General features: G+C 70.7%; 14 protein-coding genes and 3 pseudogenes. 2 read left to right on the top strand and 15 right to left on the bottom strand.

The annotated features are described in order from the left end of the window. The first annotated feature begins 87 nt into the window (after window positions 1–87). Window positions 88–987, top strand: a complete 900-nt coding sequence (locus tag ABD143_RS03740) for a sensor histidine kinase (RefSeq protein WP_343971203.1) — start codon at window positions 88–90, stop codon at window positions 985–987. After that, window positions 984–1,289, top strand: a pseudogene (locus ABD143_RS03735) (response regulator); the annotation flags it as partial. The gene ABD143_RS03740 and the pseudogene ABD143_RS03735, both read left to right, overlap by 4 nt. A 63-nt stretch (window positions 1,290–1,352) precedes the next feature. Here the strand turns inward: ABD143_RS03735 and ABD143_RS03730 are convergent. The 15 genes and pseudogenes from ABD143_RS03730 to ABD143_RS03660 all read right to left on the bottom strand — a co-directional run bounded on the left by ABD143_RS03730 (window position 1,353) and on the right by ABD143_RS03660 (window position 16,727). Continuing rightward, window positions 1,353–1,823, bottom strand: coding sequence for an FAD-dependent oxidoreductase (locus tag ABD143_RS03730; RefSeq protein WP_343971200.1), 471 nt, complete (start codon window positions 1,821–1,823; stop codon window positions 1,353–1,355). Between the two features lie 74 nt (window positions 1,824–1,897). Continuing rightward, window positions 1,898–2,488, bottom strand: a pseudogene (locus tag ABD143_RS03725) (FAD-dependent oxidoreductase); the annotation flags it as partial. Between the two features lie 280 nt (window positions 2,489–2,768). Next, the gene (locus tag ABD143_RS03720) at window positions 2,769–3,875 is read right to left on the bottom strand and encodes a YVTN family beta-propeller repeat protein (RefSeq protein ID WP_343971198.1); all 1,107 of its coding nucleotides are present in this window, start codon (window positions 3,873–3,875) and stop codon (window positions 2,769–2,771) included. A gap of 62 nt (window positions 3,876–3,937) precedes the next feature. Further along, window positions 3,938–5,344: a Dyp-type peroxidase gene (locus ABD143_RS03715; RefSeq protein ID WP_343971196.1), complete on the bottom strand. Its 1,407-nt coding sequence runs from the start codon at window positions 5,342–5,344 to the stop codon at window positions 3,938–3,940. A 49-nt stretch (window positions 5,345–5,393) separates the two neighbouring features. Continuing rightward, window positions 5,394–5,900 (bottom strand): Dps family protein, encoded by a 507-nt coding sequence (locus ABD143_RS03710; RefSeq protein WP_343971194.1) that lies wholly within the window; start codon window positions 5,898–5,900, stop codon window positions 5,394–5,396. A gap of 460 nt (window positions 5,901–6,360) precedes the next feature. Next, the gene (gene fahA / locus ABD143_RS03705; RefSeq protein WP_343971191.1) at window positions 6,361–7,596 is read right to left on the bottom strand and encodes a fumarylacetoacetase; all 1,236 of its coding nucleotides are present in this window, start codon (window positions 7,594–7,596) and stop codon (window positions 6,361–6,363) included. Then, entirely contained in the window at window positions 7,593–8,495 is a 903-nt protein-coding gene (locus ABD143_RS03700; protein ID WP_343971188.1) for a hypothetical protein, read from the bottom strand. Before ABD143_RS03700 ends, fahA begins: the two co-directional genes overlap by 4 nt. After that, a pseudogene (locus ABD143_RS03695) lies at window positions 8,492–9,687 on the bottom strand (cupin domain-containing protein). The gene ABD143_RS03700 and the pseudogene ABD143_RS03695 overlap by 4 nt, the downstream one beginning before the upstream one ends. A gap of 14 nt (window positions 9,688–9,701) precedes the next feature. After that, a complete protein-coding gene (gene hppD, locus ABD143_RS03690; protein ID WP_343971185.1) occupies window positions 9,702–10,892 on the bottom strand; it encodes a 4-hydroxyphenylpyruvate dioxygenase in 1,191 nt (396 codons plus the stop codon). A gap of 167 nt (window positions 10,893–11,059) precedes the next feature. Next, a complete protein-coding gene (locus ABD143_RS03685; RefSeq protein WP_343971182.1) occupies window positions 11,060–11,932 on the bottom strand; it encodes an amidohydrolase family protein in 873 nt (290 codons plus the stop codon). Further along, on the bottom strand, window positions 11,929–12,765 hold the full coding sequence (locus ABD143_RS03680; RefSeq protein WP_343971179.1) for an HpcH/HpaI aldolase family protein: 837 nt from the start codon (window positions 12,763–12,765) through the stop codon (window positions 11,929–11,931). Before ABD143_RS03680 ends, ABD143_RS03685 begins: the two co-directional genes overlap by 4 nt. Window positions 12,766–12,864: 99 nt before the next feature. Further along, the gene (locus ABD143_RS03675) at window positions 12,865–13,446 is read right to left on the bottom strand and encodes a TetR/AcrR family transcriptional regulator (RefSeq protein WP_343971176.1); all 582 of its coding nucleotides are present in this window, start codon (window positions 13,444–13,446) and stop codon (window positions 12,865–12,867) included. A 142-nt stretch (window positions 13,447–13,588) separates the two neighbouring features. Further along, entirely contained in the window at window positions 13,589–14,779 is a 1,191-nt protein-coding gene (locus ABD143_RS03670; protein ID WP_343971173.1) for a DUF5624 domain-containing protein, read from the bottom strand. A gap of 20 nt (window positions 14,780–14,799) precedes the next feature. Continuing rightward, a complete protein-coding gene (locus ABD143_RS03665) occupies window positions 14,800–15,882 on the bottom strand; it encodes a hypothetical protein (protein ID WP_343971170.1) in 1,083 nt (360 codons plus the stop codon). After that, window positions 15,879–16,727 (bottom strand): ABC transporter ATP-binding protein, encoded by an 849-nt coding sequence (locus tag ABD143_RS03660; RefSeq protein WP_343971166.1) that lies wholly within the window; start codon window positions 16,725–16,727, stop codon window positions 15,879–15,881. The genes ABD143_RS03665 and ABD143_RS03660 overlap by 4 nt, the downstream gene beginning before the upstream one ends.

The following is a 16,727-nucleotide window of genomic DNA, read 5'->3' as shown; positions in this document are numbered from 1 at the left end:
TCGGCACCGGCCACGGCCGTCGCACTGTTCGACACCGCCACGTTCACCGCCGCGACCTACGTCCCCCCGGCGGGCTCGGCACCGGACGTGTCGCCGGGGTCGGTCGTGTCGCTGCTGGCGAGCCAGCTGCTCTCGAGTGTGCTCACCTACGTCGGGGCGGCGGTCGCCGGCGCATACGTCACGACGCGCCGGCAGTACGTCGAGCTGGTGCGGGTCCGCGCCGCGGAGGCGGTCGAGTCGCAGCGGGCACGGGCCGACGCAGCCATCAGGCTCGAGCGCTCCCGCATGGCCCGCGAGCTGCACGACATCGCCGCGCACCACCTCTCCGGCATGGTCGTGCAGACGGCCGTGGTCGAGCGGCTGATCGACCGCGACCCGCAAGCGGCGAAGGAGGCGGCAGCCTGGATCCGCGGGCAGGGCAAGGAGACGCTGCACAACCTGCGTCTCGTCGTCGGTGCCCTCCGCGAACCCGGGCGGGACGGGGCCGGTGACGCGGACGTCATGGGCGACGGCGGGGCCCCGGTGCCCGGACTCGCCGTCCTGGACCGTCTCGTGCGGACCGCGCGCGACCTCGGGACGCCCGTCGAGCTGGTGCGGGAGGGCGAGCAGCGATCCCTGCCCCCCGTCGCCGACGTCACGTTCTACCGGGTCACGCAGGAGGCGCTCTCCAACGCCAGGGAACACGCGCCGGGGGCCCCTGCGCGGGTGCACCTGCGCCACCGCGCGTCGGAGGTCCGCCTCGACGTCGTCGACGAGGCCGGGCCCGCAGGCCCCGGCGCACCGCGCGACGTCCATCGCGGTCTCGGCCTCGCCGGGATGCGGGAGCGGGCACAGATGATCGGCGCGACGTTCGCCGCAGGGCCGACCCCGTCCGGCGGATGGCAGGTCACGCTGGCGCTCCCGCTCGACCGGGAGGCGCCGGAGACCGCGCCGTCGCACGCCCCGCCCGGACCCACCGGCACCACGAACACTGAAGTGAGCGCATGATCAGAGTTGTTCTGGCCGACGACCAGTCCGTGGTCCGGGCGGGGTTCCGGGTCATCCTCGAATTCGCCGGTGACATCGAGGTCGTGGGCGAGGCCACCGACGGCCCCACCGCCGTGCAACTCGCCCGCACGCTCCGCCCCGACGTCGTCTGCATGGACGTACCGATGCCCGGCGGCAACGGGCTGGCCGCCACCCGCGAGATCGTCGCCGCCACGACGCCAGAGCCGGCCCCCGCGGTGCTCGTCGTGACCACGTTCGACCTCGACGAGTACGTCTTCGGTGCGCTCGACGCCGGTGCCAGCAGATCCGTTGTGTGGGCCTACCAGAACGGGATGGCCCCGCAGCACCCCGCATCGAACACCGGCTCAGGCCAGCGTGCGGCTGGCGGCGACGAGGGCGAGGGTGGGGTGGCGTAGGCCGAACCCACCGGCCCCGCTGACGATGGCTTCCTTGAACATCGCGGCCAGGCGGCCGGTGATCATCGGCCCGCGCGGGCTGTCGTCGGAGTTGGTGTACTGGACGAGGCCGTCCTTCCGGCCGAGGCTGATGCAGTGGCCGTCGCCCTCGACGCGCAGCTGCCGCGGGGTGCGGCCGGTCAGGCGGTCGCCGATCGCGCGGACGGCGCACGCGGCGGCCAGCCCCCCGGGCCCGCAGCCCATGCGCAGTTCCCGCCCGTCCTGCTTGCGGGCGGCCGCGGCGTCCCCGATGCCGTAGACCTCCGGGTGCGACACCGACCGCATCGTGGCGTCCACGAGCATGCGCCCGTTGTCGCCGACGGCCAGCCCGGCCTCGCGCGCCAGATCGGGCGCCCGGAAGCCGGTGGTCCACACCACCACGTCGGCGCGACGTGCTCACCGTCCTCCAGCAGCACGCCGTCCGCGGCGACCTTGGCCACCTGCGCGTGCTCCCGGAGTTGGATGCCGAGGCGGTCGAAAGTGCGGTGCAGGTGAGCCTGGCCGCGCTCGGACAGCGCGACGCCCAGCGTCCCGCTGGTGGCCAGCCGCACCGTGCGGTCCGGGTAGGTCTCGGCCAGCTCGGCGGCGGCCTCGATGCCGGTGAGTCCGCCGCCGACCACGACGACCGTAGAGGCGATGCGCATCCGGTCGCGCAGCCGCGCGGCCTGCTCGGCGCCGGCGACGGCGGTGGCGTGCTCGGCCGCGCCGGGGACGCTGTGCAGGTCGGCGTGGCTGCCCAGCGCGTAGATCAACAGGTCGTAGCCGACCGGCTCGCCGCTGGACAGCTCGATCTGCCGATGTACGGGGTCGATGCGGGTCACATGGTCGACGATCAGCCGGATGCCGGCGCCCTCCAGCAGGTCGCGCAGCGGGATGTCGCGCAGCCGCTGGCCGCTGGCGAGCTGGTGGTTGCGCATCCGCTCCACGAACCGGTCACGGTTGTTGACCAGCGTGACCGTCGCGCCGGTGCGCTTGGCGATCAGCTTGGCGGCGGTCAGGCCGGTGTACCCGGCGCCCAGGACCACGATGTGCGGGGTCGTTGCCATCACGTGTTTCTCCCTTAGTCACCGGATGAACCGGCGACGCCTGTTGGGGGAACTGGTCGAACACGAGACGCCAGCGACTCGATCCTTGTGACATCGCAGGCTTCGTGACGTGTGCCACAAAGAGACGGGTGACAAGGACGTCCCGCGGCGCCGAGCGCAACAAGCCGGCGGCCGCACGCACTTCCCCAGCGACTCGCGCGCATTTTCCCAGCGACTCGCGGGAGTTCGTGCGCTGAGATTCCCCGGTGTGAAGACTGGGCAGTCTCCTGTCTTGTTCGGGCTATCCGCCGGAAGAGGGGGCGCTGGTTGCCACGCCGTACGGGCTGGTGCCGACGGGGATGGTCGCGAGGATCTTGAGTGTGACCGGGTCGATGACGGCGAGCGCGTTGGCGCCTTGCTCGGCGACGTAGATGGCCTGCGCGGTGGCTGTGACGCCGAACGGGTCGGTGCCGTGGCCGCCCAGGTCCACGGTGGCGGTGACCTGGTGGGTGACCGTGTCGAGAACGGAGAGGGTCCCGGGACCCAGGTTGACGATGTAGGCCCGGCTGCCGTTGGGGGCCAGTGCCGCGCCGAAGGGGCCGATGCCGACCTGCGTGGTGGCGGTGATTGCGCCGGTCTGGGTGTCGATGATCGAGACGCTCTGTCCGACTTCGTCGGCGACGTAGACGTACCGCCCGTCCGGTGTCACGGCAAGGCTGGCCGGGGCGTGACCCGCGGGGAGGGTCTGAACGACGCGGTTGGTCTTGGTGTCGATGACCGAGACGTTGTCGGACCCGGCGTTGGCGACGTATGCCGTTGCGCCGTCGCGGGTGAGGGCGATGCTGACCGGCTGCGTGCCGACGGGGACGGTGGCGATCGCCTGATTGGTCGCGGTGTTGAGCACGAAGACGTTGTTGCCGGCGCCGTCTGTGAGATAGGCGGTGGTGCCGTTGGGATTTACGGCCACGCTGGTGGGGCTGCTCCCGGCGGGCAGGGCGATGGTGGCGGTCACGGTGTTGGTGGTGGTGTCGAGCACCGACACGTTCGCGGATCCGGCGTTGGCGATGTAGACGTGTTTGGTGTCGGGCGTGACAGCCACGCCGCCGGGTGCCATACCGACCGGGACGGTGGCGGTGACGCGGTTGGTGGATGCGTCGATCACCGAGACGGTGTTGACCAGCTGGTTGCTGACATAGATGTGCGTACTCGCGGTCGCGGGGGCGGCCGGGGCTGTGGCCGATGCCGGGGCTGTGGCCGATGCCGGAGCTGTGGCCGATGCTGGGGGCGCGGCGACGATGCTGGACACCAGCGCCAGGATCGCGATGCCGACCGCCACCGCGGCCGCTCGGGATGCAGTGCCCCGTTGCGGGTCGGCCGCGGCGGCGTGGGCCCGTGGTCGCGACGGCATGAGTGATCCCTCCGGGGGCGAGATGGCTCGGGGCCAGTACCGGGGACGGTCTGGCGACGGCGTCAGGTCAGCAGGGTCCGGGCGTAGTAGTCCTGCGGGTTCTGCACCCCGGGAAGGGCGAAGAAGTAGCCGCCGCCGATGGGGCTGATGTAGGGGACGAGCATCTCGTTCTCCAGTCGGGTCTGCATGGCGATGTAGGTGGACAGCTGCTGCTGGAAGCAGCAGAACGCGTGTCCCATGTCAGGGTTTCCGGCCGGGTCGGGGCTGCGGTCGTACTGGAAGCTGCGGCGCAGGATGTTGCTGGTGGCCGCGGTCTGCGGGGTCTGCGGGTTGGCCAGGCGGATGTGGCAGTTCAACGGGGTGACCAACCCTTGGGGATCGTTGGTGTAGATCGGATCAAGGGTGTCCGGGGCATCCGGTGAGGTGGCGTACATCGGGGCGCCGCTGATTTTGCGCCGGCCGAAGATTCGTTCCTGCTCTTCGACGGGCACTACGTTCCACTGGTCCAGGAGCATCCGGATGATGCGCAGCACCTGGTAGGTGCCCCCTGCGGTCCAGGCCGGTTCGGGTGGACCGGGCTGGACCCACACCTGCTGGTTCATGTCGGTGGGGTCGGCGGTGTTGGGGTTGGTGATGCCGTCCTTGAAGCCCATCCAGTCCCGCGGGATGCCGACCGGGCGCGGGGGAAAGCGGAACCCGTCGATGCGCCAGCGGATCCGCATGCTGCCGGCGGTGTGGGCCAGGATGTCGAGCATGGCGTGCCCGACCGTGTCGCGGTGACTACCGCACAACTGCAGTAGCAGGTCACCGTCGGAGATCGCCGGGTCCAGGTTGTCGTGGGCGAACGCTTTCATCGTCTCGAGCTGGGCCGGCTTGGCCGGGCCCAACCCGTAGCGGCCATCGAAGAGCGACGCGCCCAGCGCCACGGTGACGGTGAGATCGTCGGGCAGGACCGTGGGTCCGAGCAGACGGTCATCCGACGGTGGCGCGCCGGGGGGGACTGCTGGTGGGGTGCCACCGGCGGTCAGGAACGCGGCGCGCGCGGTGAGCGTCTGGAACAACTGGATGAGCTCGCCCCGATTGCCCGCCGTCACATCGAAGGCGAGAAACGTCGAGGCCGTCTGCGGAGGAGTGGCGATCCCCGCCTGGTACTGGCCATAGAACGGGACCGAACGCTGCCCGTCCCGCGTCGCCTCCAGGTTGTAGTCATCCTGGTTGGAGCCACCACCCGGCGGGGGCGGCGACGGGGTGGCGGCTTCGGCGCTTTCGCCCAGCGCACCCGCAGCCACCGTCCCGACCGCCCCGCAGGCGACACCACGCAGAAACCACCGCCGGCCAAACTGCGGAGATGATCCACGAGCCGCGCCGTCGCGGTCAGCCTCTGGAACAGCCGATTCCTCGTTACCCATTCCGAATTTCCCTGTTTGCTGCGCCGAGTCCGCGGACAACGTCCAGAAGTCCCACTGCATATCGTAGCGATGCAGGCTGGCGCGAGCCCCGCCATCTCGAGCCGTTGGGTCACACGGTGCGATTCTCCGCGCTGATCATCCAGGCGTACTTCTCCAGGTCATCGATCATCGCGTGCAGCAGATCGGCACTGGACGGGTCGTCACCATCCACGTCGTCGTGAACCGTCCGCATGGTCGCGACCGTGGCAGCGATGCGGTCGGTGATCAGGTCGACCACCGCGGTGGTGTTCTGCTCGCCGGCAGGAAAGGCCGGCAGGCTCGTGGTAGTGGTCACGGTGTCGGTACGACCGTCAGGAGTCGCCTGCAGAGCCCGCATCCGCTCTGCGATCGTGTCGCTGGCCGCCCGAGCGACGTCGACCATCTCGTCGAGCTGCAGATGCAGATCACGGAAATTCTTTCCCACGACGTTCCAGTGCGCCTGCTTTCCCTGCAGATGCAGTTCGATCAGGTCGACCAGCACAGCCTGCAGGTTGTTCGCCAGCCGCGACGAGGCGACGAAGCGGTCGCTGGCGGTGCGGCCTCGGGATCCGGTCCGCGATGTGCTCGTGGTGCTCATGACACGCCTTTCTCTTGATTAACCAGCTGCCGAGGTACACGCAGCCATTTCGATCAGCGAGAACCCAGTGGGTAGCGCCGGACTCGACAAGCTCGGCGAGTTCGCAACAATCCACGATGTCCGCGAGCCCCACGAGACATCTGATCGGCGGAGTTACTCGACGAAGATGATGATATTGAGCGTGCCGAAGACCTTGTGCAGGTTACGCGCGGGCTCATGAGCCGCAGTCCGACAAGAGCCACACCCTTGCCCTGTCCACGCTCACGGCATTCTGTCCCTTTCCGATGGCTATCCGAGGTTCGACCGCATCGGTGCGCTGACCGGTGGCCATCGTGAGCCCCGGCCCCGCTCAAGCAGCCTTCCCTCCGGGCTCGCGCGGCACATCACCGCCAGCGTGACTTCTCCATGGGTGCCAACCCGAGTCCTGTATGCCTGGTACCGGGTAGCGCCAGTCAGTCGGTCATCGCGACCAGGCAGGCGCGATCAGGCCGCGCACCTCACCGAACCCGACGGTCGTGCCGCCCGGGCCGCGAGCTGCGGCCGTGATGACCACCTCGTCCCCGTCGGCGAGGAACTCACGGCTCGTGCCGTCGGGTAGCACGAGCGGGTGCGCACCGTTCCACGTCAGCTCGATGAGTGAGCCGCGTTGTCCGGGCTCGCTCCCGCTGACCGTGCCCGAGGCGAAGAGGTCGCCGGGACGCAACGCGGCGCCCCCCGATGTCATGTGCGCGAGCTGCTGTGCCGCAGTCCAGTACATCCCTGCGAACGGCGGCCGCGACACCGGATGCCCGTTGAGCCGCACCTCCAGCTCGACGTCGAGTCCCCATTCCTTGGCATCGGCGTCGTCGAGATGAGGCAGTGGACGCGGGTTCCGCGGCGGCGGCGCGACCCGCGCGTGTGCCAGCGCGGCGAGCGGCACGACCCACGGCGACACCGATGTCGCGAAGGACTTGCCCAGGAACGGCCCGAGCGGCACGTACTCCCACGCCTGGATGTCGCGGGCGGACCAGTCGTTGACGATGCACGCCCCGAAGACGTGCTGTTCGAAGTCCGCGAGCCGGACGGGCTGCCCGGGCGTCGACGGCGTCCCGACCACGAAGCCAAGCTCGGCTTCGATGTCCAGCCGGGTCGACGGGCCGAATACGACCTCACCGTCCGGGGTACGGCGCTGCCCGCTGGGCCGCAGGACCGGTGTGCCGGATACAACGACGGTGCCGGCGCGCCCGTGGTAGCCGATGGGCAGGTGCTTCCAGTTCGGGGTGAGCGGGTCGCTGCCGGGGCGGAACATCCGGCCGAGGTTCACGGCGTGATGCTCGCTGGCGTAGAAGTCGACGTAGTCGGCAACGGTGAACGGCAACAGCATGGTCGCCCTGGACGCGGGCACGAGAAGCGGCGCGACGGCATCGCGATAGCGCTCATCAGTGAGCCACATGGTCACTGCGGCGCGCACCTCGGCCCAGGCCCGCGAACCCGCGGCGAGCAGCGCGTCGAGAGAACCGGCGGCGAACAGGCCGGCACGCCCGGGCAGTAACGATGCTGCCGCCGCGGTGACGTCGAGGACCGCATCTCCGATGGCCACCCCGACGCGGCGCCGCGGGGCGTCGGGCGTCGTGAAGCTGCCGTACGGCAGGGTCTGGACGCCGAACGGGTGGGTGCGAGGGATGTCCAGCCAGGTGCTGAGCTCGGCGGTGCTCACCCGGCGACCTGCCGGTCGAGGAGCCCGAGCGTGATCAGGTCGGCCACTGGCTCGCTGATGCTGCAGGTGCCGAACGAGACGAACGCCGCACGCACCGACCGCGCGGACGCCGGGGTGAGCCCGCGTGCTTCGCGGGCCAACGCCGCGCCGTCGCGGTCGGCCAGCACCGCGCCGACGCCGGCGATGTCTCCTCCCGCGAGAGCTGCGGCCACCGCGAGCAGGACGTTGAGGAACCCGTGGTGCTCGAACCGAGTCACCGGGTCGGTGTACCGCACTGCGTGGTGCAAGCCCGCAGTCAGTTTGAAGGCCAGCCCGCGCTGTACGCAGCCCGTCAGCGCCGTGGCAAGCCCGTGCTCGTCCGGGAACGCCGCCGCGACCGTGCCGCCCGTGCGGATCTTCGCGCGGACGCCCGACCCGGCAAGCCGGTGCAGGGCCGCATCACGTTCCGGTGCTGCGGCGAGCTCGAGGTGAACGGGGACGTCCTCGGGTATCGCCGCCGCGCGGACGGCGGCGAGCGCCTCGTCGACGCCCGCCGGGGTCGGGGCGGCGGGCAGCTCGATCGCCCGCACCACGACATCCGGGAGGCTCGTGGCAGCGCGCAACGCCGCCGCCAGCGCTCCCGAGCCTCCTGGGACGACGAGCGAGATCGGAAACGCGTCGGAGCCCTGCGCCCCGTCGGCTCCGGCGCCTGCGAGCACCGATCCGAGCTCCGCGACCCGCGTGTCCGGGCAGACGAACGGGCCGGTCAGGACGGCGTCGCGGGTGCGCGTCCTGGCCCGATGCGCCACGACCGCCGCCGGCATCGGGACGTTGCCCGGTGGGAACAGCGCGGCGTCGTCGAAGAGGCCGGCGAACAGTGCCTCGCGCACCTCGGAACCCACCCGCGCGGCGACGGTCATCGGCCGCCCGCCCACGACCACGAGTACCGGCCGTCGTCGGCGGCCACCCCGCCCTCCCCGAGCTCCAGCGGCCGGAAGGTGTCGACCATGACCGCCAGCTCGTCGAAGAACTCGGCACCGAGCGACCGTTCGACTGCACCCGGCTGCGGACCGTGCGAGTGGCCACCGGGGTGCAGGGAGATCGACCCGTGCCCGATGCCCGATCCCTTGCGGGCCTCGTAGTCGCCGCCGCAGTAGAACATGACCTCGTCGGAGTCCACATTGGAGTGGTAGTAGGGCACCGGCACGGACAGCGGGTGGTAGTCGACCTTGCGCGGCACGAAGGTGCAGACCACGAAGTTCGGCCCCTCGAACACCTGGTGCGCGGGCGGCGGCTGATGGATGCGGCCCGTGATCGGCTCGAAGTCGGCGATGTTGAACGTGTACGGGTACAGGCAGCCGTCCCAGCCGACCACGTCGAACGGATGGCGGGCCTGGACGTGCACGGTGCCGGCTATCCCGGCAGGCCCGGCGCCGCGGTGCTTCAGATGGACCTCGGTCGGTCCCGCATCGACCACGAGTGGCGCGGCGGGACCGTGCAGGTCGCGCTCGCAGTAGGGCGCGTGCTCGAGCAACTGTCCGTAGCGGGAGAGGTAGCGCTTGGGCGGCGCGATGTGGCCGCCCGCCTCGATCACGTACGCCCGCAGCGGCTCGTTCCCGGTGGGCACCCAGCGGTGGGTCGTGGCCCGCGGCAGGACCACGTAGTCGCCTGGCGAGCGGGCAGCGCGCCGAAGACGGTCTCGACCGTCGCAGAACCTGACTCGACGTAGACGCACTCGTCGCCCACCGCGTTCCGGTAGAGCGGGCTGGGCTCGCCCGCCACGACGTAGGAGATCCGGACGTCGCCGTTCCCGAGTACCAGTCGCCTGCCCGTCACCGCGTCGAGGGCCTTCCACTCCTCGCCGGGAAAGAGGCTGTGCAGCCGCAAGTGCCGCGGCAGCAGCGGCGCGTTCGCCGTCGTCGCGAGGTCGGGCAGCTCCCATACCCGCGCGTCGAGGATGGCCGACGGGATGCCCAGGTGGTAGAGCAGCGAGGAGTCGGAGGAGAAGCCTTCCTCGCCGACGAGCTCCTCGTAGTAGAGGCCGCCATCCGGACGGCGGTGCTGGGTGTGCCGCTTGGGTGGGACGTCGCCGAGGCTGCCGTAGTAGGGCATGGCTGCTCCCTGCCTCAGAAATTGCCGCGCTTGGCCTGCTCGCGCTCGATGGCCTCGAACAGGGCCTGGAAGTTGCCCTTGCCGAAGCCCAGCGAACCGTGCCGCTCGATCAGCTCGAAGAACACCGTCGGCCGGTCCCCGACCGGCTTGGTGAAGATCTGCAGCAGGTAGCCGTCCTCGTCGCGGTCGACCAGGATCCCCCGCGCCTGCAGCTCCTCGATCGGCACCCGCACGTCACCGATCCGCGCCCGCAGCGCCGGATCCGTGTAATACGAGTCCGGGGTGGCCAGGAACTCCACGCCACGGGCCCGCAGCAGGTCCACGCTGCGCAGGATGTCGTTCGTGGCCAGCGCAAGATGCTGCGCCCCCGGCCCACCGTAGAACTGCAGGTACTCGTCGATCTGCGACCGCTTCTTCGCGACGGCCGGCTCGTTGAGCGGGAACTTCACCCGGTGGTTCCCGCTCGCCACCACTTTGCTCATCAACGCCGAGTACTCCGTGGCGATGTCGTCGCCCACGAACTCGGCCATGTTCGTGAACCCCATCACCCGGGTGTAGAACCCGACCCACTCGTCCATGCGGCCCAGCTCCACGTTCCCCACGACGTGGTCGAGCGCCTGGAACAGCCGTCGCTCCCCCGCCACCGACGTCCGCGCGACATAGCCGGGCAGGTACGGCCCGGCGTAGCGGGAGCGGTCCACCAGGCTGTGGCGGGTGTCGCCGTAGGTGCCGATGGCCGCGACCCGCACCGTCCCATGCTCGTCGGTCACGTCGTGCGGCTCCTCCAGCACCACCGCGCCCTGGCGGCGGGCGTGGTCGACGCAGCGATCGACGTCGGGCACCTCGAGCGCGATGTCGACGATCCCGTCGCCGTGGCGGCGGTGGTGCTCCAGCAGCGGGCTCGCCGGGTCCACCCCGCCCTTCAGCACGAACCGCACCGCGCCCGAACGCAGCACGTAGGCGTGATGGTCCCGGTTGCCGGTCTCCGGACCGGAGTAGGCGACCAGCTCCATCCCGTACACGAGCTGGTAGAACAGCGCGGCCTGGGTGGCGTTGCCGACCGCCCACACCACCGCGTCCCACCCGGTCACCGGGAACGGGTCACTCCCGGCGTCGTACTCGACCAGCCCGACGAGCTGCCGGAGCTGGTCCAGGTCCAGCTCGGCCAGCCGCTCCTGGTCGGTGAGGGTCTGCTCGATGCTCATCCGGTTCCGGCTCCTCAGGTGGCAGGGCGGGTTCTGACACAGATGACAACGCAACTCGACGAGGTGGGCAAGACCGTCATCTTCAGGTGGTCCTGCTGCTCAGATTGCCGACCAACAGCGGCAGTGAGATGGGCACATCGATAAGTTGCTGGACGCCGCATGTGCGATCAACCGAAGAACAGCTCGTCCGGGCCAGCGGCCAGGATCCGGTGCCGGTCCGCGGCGTTGGGCGCCCACTCGGCGAGCAGGTTGAGCAGCTCGCCCGTGTCCCGCTGCCCGTCGGGCAGGTGCGGCCAGTCCGAACCCCACAGGAGACGGTCTGCGCGGGCGGCCACCAGCGCCCGCCCCAGCGGTGCCACCGACGACAAGGGCTTCGCCTTCGCGATGCGGTAGGGACCCGACAGCTTGATCCAGCAGTTGCCCTGCTCCAGGAGGCTCACGAGGCGCTCGAAGTCCGCCGAGGTGAGCCCCTCGGACTCCAGCATGTAGCCCATGTGGTCGATCACGAAGCGGTCCTCCAGGTCCGCGAGGAACGGCAGCAGGTCCCGCACGACCGTGCCCGGCGCGTAGAACTGCACGTGCCACCTACGGGGCGTCGCCCGCGCTGCCATGCGGCGTACGTAGCCGATGATCTCCTCGACCGGTCGGTCACGACGGGCGAAGAGGTCGAGTCGGATCGCCCGCACGCCGAGGTCGTGGTAGCGGTCCAGTTCGGCGTCGGACACGTCCTCCTCGACGCGCACGACCGCGCGGCAGCGCGGGCCGAGCCTGCGCAGCACGTCGAGCGTGAGGCTGTTGTCGGTGCCGTAGAACGTCGGCTGCACCAGCACCATGCGCTCGATGCCGAGCACCGCGGTGAGCTGCAGGTACTTCTCCAGGGTCGCGTCGGGAAACGTGTAGAGCGGGTCCGGCACGTGCGGGTAGCCGGGCTCGAACACGTGGAAGTGCGCGTCGCAGCTCCCCGGCGGCATCGCGTATTCCGGGCGGGTGTTCGTCGCGGCGGGCCGCATGGGGGTGGTCTCGAGCATCTCGGAGCTCACGCGTGCTCCCGTCCTTCGCTGTCGTCGTGGTGGTGGGGGCCGCTCCACCGGTCGGTGAACCGGGTGGCGCGGGACAGGGCGGCGCTGTGCAGCAGGTCGGTGTCCATGCCGGTGAGCTGCAGCGGGGAGACGCCCAGCGGGGCGAGGGAGTCCAGTAGCTCCAGGTCGGTGATGCCGCCGACCTGGAGCAGCTTGCCGTGCTTCGCGCAGGCGGCGGCCGCGGTCGCCACCGCGTCACGGACGGCCGGGTGGCCGTACTCCCCCGGCACGCCCAGCTCGGCCGTCAGGTCGTTGGCGCCGATCGCGAGCATGTCCACACCGTCGAGGGCGGCGATGGCGTCGGCGTTCTCGATGCCGGCCGGCGTCTCCAGGAGGATCTGTACGATCGTCGCGGCGTCCAGCGCCGGGTTCAGCTCCCGGGCTGCGGTCGGTCGCATCCCGAGGTGGGGCACCATCGCCAGCTGGGAGCGCTGCCCGGCCGGCGGGAACCGGCACGCCCTGCTGACGAGCTCGGCCTCGGCCACCGTCTCGACGCGCGGGACGACGATGCCGTGGGCTCCGCAGTCGAGGAGTCGCCCGATCGCCCCGTACTCCCGCTCCGGCACCCGCACGAACGGCGTCATGCCCAGGTCGCCTGCCGTGGCGCACATCTGGGCGGCGAGGTCGAGCGGCATGGCCGAGTGCTCGAGGTCGACGAGGACGGCGTGGTGGCCGGTGGCGTGCGCGATGCGCACCACGTCGCTGGTGCGGCTGCAGCGGATCCCGAGCATGAGGGTGAGATGGCCCGCTCGGAGCCGGTCGAGGAAGGGGTTGCTGCGGATATGGGTGGTCATTGATCCGTCCCGGAGGGGTGTGGATGGGGCCGCGCTCGGGCGGTGCGGCGCCGAGGACGCCGGCCCGCGAGGGCGCCGGACGATCGCCTGCGGCTCGCGTCAGCTGAGGACGCCGCGCGCGAGGATGCGGGTGATTGCCTCGATGACCTGATCGTCCTCGAGGCCGGACCCGCCGCCGAGCTGGACGTAGCAGGTGAACTCGAGCATCGACACGATCGCGAGGGCGAGCGCGAAGGCGTCCGGGCCCCCGTCGGGGGTGGAGGCGTCTTTGATGTGGCGGGCCCAGTTGTCGATCTCGCGACGGCGGATCTCGCGGTGCAGCGCCGTGAAGTCCTCGTCCGTCATCGACGCCTGCAGGATGGCCACCATCTCGGGCAGGTGCGTGCGGTAGGTGGACCAGTACGCCTGCACGTGCGAGCGCACCTCGTCCTCGGTCTCGAGCTGGTGGTCGTGCCCCATCTGCTCGACGACGTGCTGGTGCAGGGCCTGCTCGAAGTCGCGCGCCAGCGCCCGCAGCAGGTCTTCCTTGTCGGTGAAGTGCCGGTAGAACGAGCCTGCCGACCTGCCGGCCTCCGTCGTGATGTCGGTGACCTTCGTGCGTGCATAGCCGCGTTCGGCGAACAGCCTGCGGGCGGCGGCCTTCAGCTCCGCTTCGGTCCGGGCGGACGCAGGCCGTGTCACCGCGCCTCCTCGTGCTCCAGCCGGCCGGCCCGGCGTCGGGTCAGGATAGGTCGTGCGACCCACCTCGTCGGACGCTGCCGTCGCCGACTTTGCGGTCGCCTCGCTCATGGCAGTCCTCCGAATCGCACGGGCTCGGTGGGGGTCACGCCTGCTCCTCGTCGGGGAGCCCGGTCGGGTACCGCACCCCGGTCAGGCCGGGGACGATCACCTTCGACGGGTCGTTGTCCGCCGCCACCAGCTGGGCGACGGCGTAGTCCGTGACGCAGCCCGACAGCAGCTGCCGGGCGTCCTCGAGAACCACCCGCAGCCTCGTGACCATGGCCGTCATGTCGTCCGGGGAGTGGATGACCGGCATCTCGCTCAGCTCGGTCACCGGATCGAGATCCAGGTCGGGGACGGCCAGGCGGCCGGGAACGAACCGCGGGTAGCCGTCGAACATCACCGGGCCGAGCTCCACGGTCGCCCGCAGGCTCGCCCACAGCATCCGCAACGGTTCCTCCATCGCGACGACCTCGCTCAGGTCGCCCTCGATCGGGGTGGCGAAGGCCGGTGCGTGCGGCGCCATGAACATCCGGTCCATGGGCAGCCGCTGCTGCGAAGCGCCGAGGATCATCATGGCGACGCTGCTGGTGTTCCACGTGACGCCGGCCGTCGGCCGGCCCTGCTGACCGGCGACCATGACCATCGCGCGCTCCCAGTCGACGTCCTGCGCCTTGATCCAGCGGAGGGTCCGGTGGGAGATGTCCAGGCCGACGAGGAAGAAGGTCGCGACCATCACGTGGTTGATCGGCACCGGCAGGTCCGGATGGGGCCCGGCCAGGTAGTGGTCGCGCAGAGTCTGCGGAGTCAGGTAGCTCTCGTCGGCCAGCGCCCGCCTGAGGTAGCGCGCAGTGACGGCGCACGAGTAGTCGGTCATGTCGGCGATCGACTCCTCGATCCCGGCGAACGCCTCGACCGCGATCGTGTCGCGCCACAGCTGCGCGCTGTTGGCCTTGCGCGTGGCGTCGATCGCCGCGAGCAGCCGGCGTGCATCCGATTGCCACGACGTGTCGCCCGACAGCGCGCGCAGGTTCACCAGCGACGCCACGGCGGGCCCGAGGTGCGACACTCCGGCGAGCTCCTTGAACCCGCGTGTGGACAACCGGAACCCCTCGACCGTCGGAGGGCGGCCGCCTCCCGGGTACAGGGCGATGTCCCGGGCCGTGGCCACGATGAGCGGGTCGTCGCGATGCCGTAGCGCCGTCGCGCGGCCCAGGTGCGACCCGATGCTGTCCGCACCCGACGTGTAGGCGGTGAACAGCTCCACCATCTCCGGGTTCTCGTGGTCGGGCATGCTGCGTGCGCTCCTCGTTCTCAACCGCTGAACCGGTAGATCACCGAAGGGACGGCGAACCGCACGTCGGGGCTCAGGGCGTTGGACACGGCGATGAGGGGACCGCCCGGGTCCTCGATCACCGCAACATCGGTTCCTCCGCTGGTGGGGAAGGTCTCGACGACCTCAAGGCGGTCGTCGTGCCAGCGGTAGATCTGGGAGTCCAGCTGCGGGTTCGGCGCCTGCGGGGTGCCGGTGATGAAGTTGACCCGGACCACGTACAGCCCGGAGCGCCCGTGCACCACGGCCCACTCGCGGGCCCCCGGCCCGTCGAGCACCTGGTGCTCGACGAATGCGCTGCCGTCCCACCGGAGCAGGCGCGATGGGCCCAGCAGGCAGGCCGCGAGCAGGTAGGTGGTGCCCTCGACGGTGAAGTCGGCGAACGCGCGGCCCGCCTTCTCGACGAGGACCTGCCGCGGCACGAACGCCGAGCCGTCCCACTCATGCAGGACCGATGGCTCGACATGATCTGCGTGGGCGAGGAAGGGCCTGCCGTCCACCGCGAACCCGTGCCAGTTGTAGCCCCAGGCCGACGCCACGGTCTGCAACGGCACGAACTCGGAGCCGTTCCACTCGTGGATCTCCGACGGCCGGCTCGCCGCGTCCTGCCCGGGTCTGGCCAGCCCCTGGGCGAGCGCCAGGAAATGCCGCCCGTCGATCTCGAGGTGCCGCCACTGCTTGGCGGCGTATCCCGGGAACGTCTGGTACGGCAGGAACTTGTCGCCGCTCCACTCGAAGAGCCGGGACGGGGTGGTGTAGTCGTACGGCCCGGCGCCGCTGCGGATGCTCGCCACGGCGAGGAACCGGCGCCCATCGATGGAGAAGAATTCGGTGTCCTCCCCACCGGGCGCGTCGAGCGCGGCGACCACGTCGTATCCGGACCCGGCCCGGCGCAGCAGGAGGACCTCTGTGTCGCTGTCCCCGCCGTTCATGTCGGCGGGAGTGCCGGGCACGTCCGTGGCCAGCTGGGGAACGGCCAGCCAGGACGCCCCGTCGACCTCGAATGGTTCCACTGCGCGCGCGCCCGAGGTGGGGATGCGGCAGAACTCGGTCAGCAGACTCACGACGCACCCTCGCGGATGCCGGTGAGGATGTGCGTACGCAGCCTCACGAACTCCGGAAGCGCCTTGGTGGTCGCCTGGTCCCGGTCGCGGCCGAGCGGGACGGTCAGGCGCTCGCGCACGCGGGTGGGGCGCCCGCCCAGCACCACGACGGTGTCGCCGAGGTAGACGGCCTCGTCGATGTCGTGCGTGACCAGCAGGATCGTGATGTCCAGACGCTGTCGCAGGTCGAGCACGAGGTCTTCCAGGTCGGCTCTGGTCTGCGCGTCGACCGACGCGAATGGTTCGTCCATCAGCATGGCCTGTGGGCGGTACGCCAGTGCCCGCGCGATCGCGACCCGCTGCTGCATCCCGCCGGACAGCTGCCAGGGGTGCTGCTCGGCGGTATGACCGAGGCCGACGTCGGCGAGAGCGTCCGTCACGCGGCGACGCCGCTCGTCGCGGGGCACGTTCTTCCCGCGCAGCGGCAGCTCGACGTTGTGCCGCACCGACAGCCACGGCATCAGCGACCGGCTGTAGTCCTGGAACACGACCGCAAGCTGCTCGGGCGGGCCGGTCACGGGACGCCCGCCGATCACGACCTGGCCGCTGCTGGCCGGGAGCAGCCCGGCGATGCAGCGCAGGAGGGTGGTCTTGCCCGCCCCGGACGGGCCGACGATCGTCACGATCTCGCCGGGGCGGACGTCGAGGTCCAGGTCCTCGACGACGGTGCGCCTGCCCTCGGGCACCGGGTAGCTCTTGGTGAGCCGCTGCACCGAGAGGAGCGCGGAGTGGCGTTCCCCCGCGGTGTCTGGGGGCTCGGCGGGCCGACGGGCCGCCACGGCGGGGGTGGTTGCGGACTCGGCCAT

It is taken from the genome of Pseudonocardia aurantiaca (genome assembly GCF_039526725.1).
Taxonomy (GTDB): domain Bacteria; phylum Actinomycetota; class Actinomycetes; order Mycobacteriales; family Pseudonocardiaceae; genus Pseudonocardia; species Pseudonocardia aurantiaca.
This window is presented reverse-complemented; position numbering and strand designations above follow the sequence as displayed.

Excerpts from the sequence above, each read along its gene's own strand:
- ABD143_RS03660 (WP_343971166.1), bottom strand. The coding sequence starts at position 16,727 with ATGGCCGAGTCCGCAACCACCCCCGCCGTGGCGGCCCGTCGGCCCGCC.
- ABD143_RS03680 (WP_343971179.1), bottom strand. The coding sequence starts at position 12,765 with ATGACCACCCATATCCGCAGCAACCCCTTCCTCGACCGGCTCCGAGCG.
- hppD (WP_343971185.1), bottom strand. The coding sequence starts at position 10,892 with ATGAGCATCGAGCAGACCCTCACCGACCAGGAGCGGCTGGCCGAGCTG.
- ABD143_RS03710 (WP_343971194.1), bottom strand. The coding sequence starts at position 5,900 with ATGAGCACCACGAGCACATCGCGGACCGGATCCCGAGGCCGCACCGCC.
- ABD143_RS03700 (WP_343971188.1), bottom strand. The coding sequence starts at position 8,495 with ATGACCGTCGCCGCGCGGGTGGGTTCCGAGGTGCGCGAGGCACTGTTC.
- ABD143_RS03715 (WP_343971196.1), bottom strand. The coding sequence starts at position 5,344 with ATGCAGTGGGACTTCTGGACGTTGTCCGCGGACTCGGCGCAGCAAACA.
- ABD143_RS03670 (WP_343971173.1), bottom strand. The coding sequence starts at position 14,779 with ATGCCCGACCACGAGAACCCGGAGATGGTGGAGCTGTTCACCGCCTAC.
- ABD143_RS03720 (WP_343971198.1), bottom strand. The coding sequence starts at position 3,875 with ATGCCGTCGCGACCACGGGCCCACGCCGCCGCGGCCGACCCGCAACGG.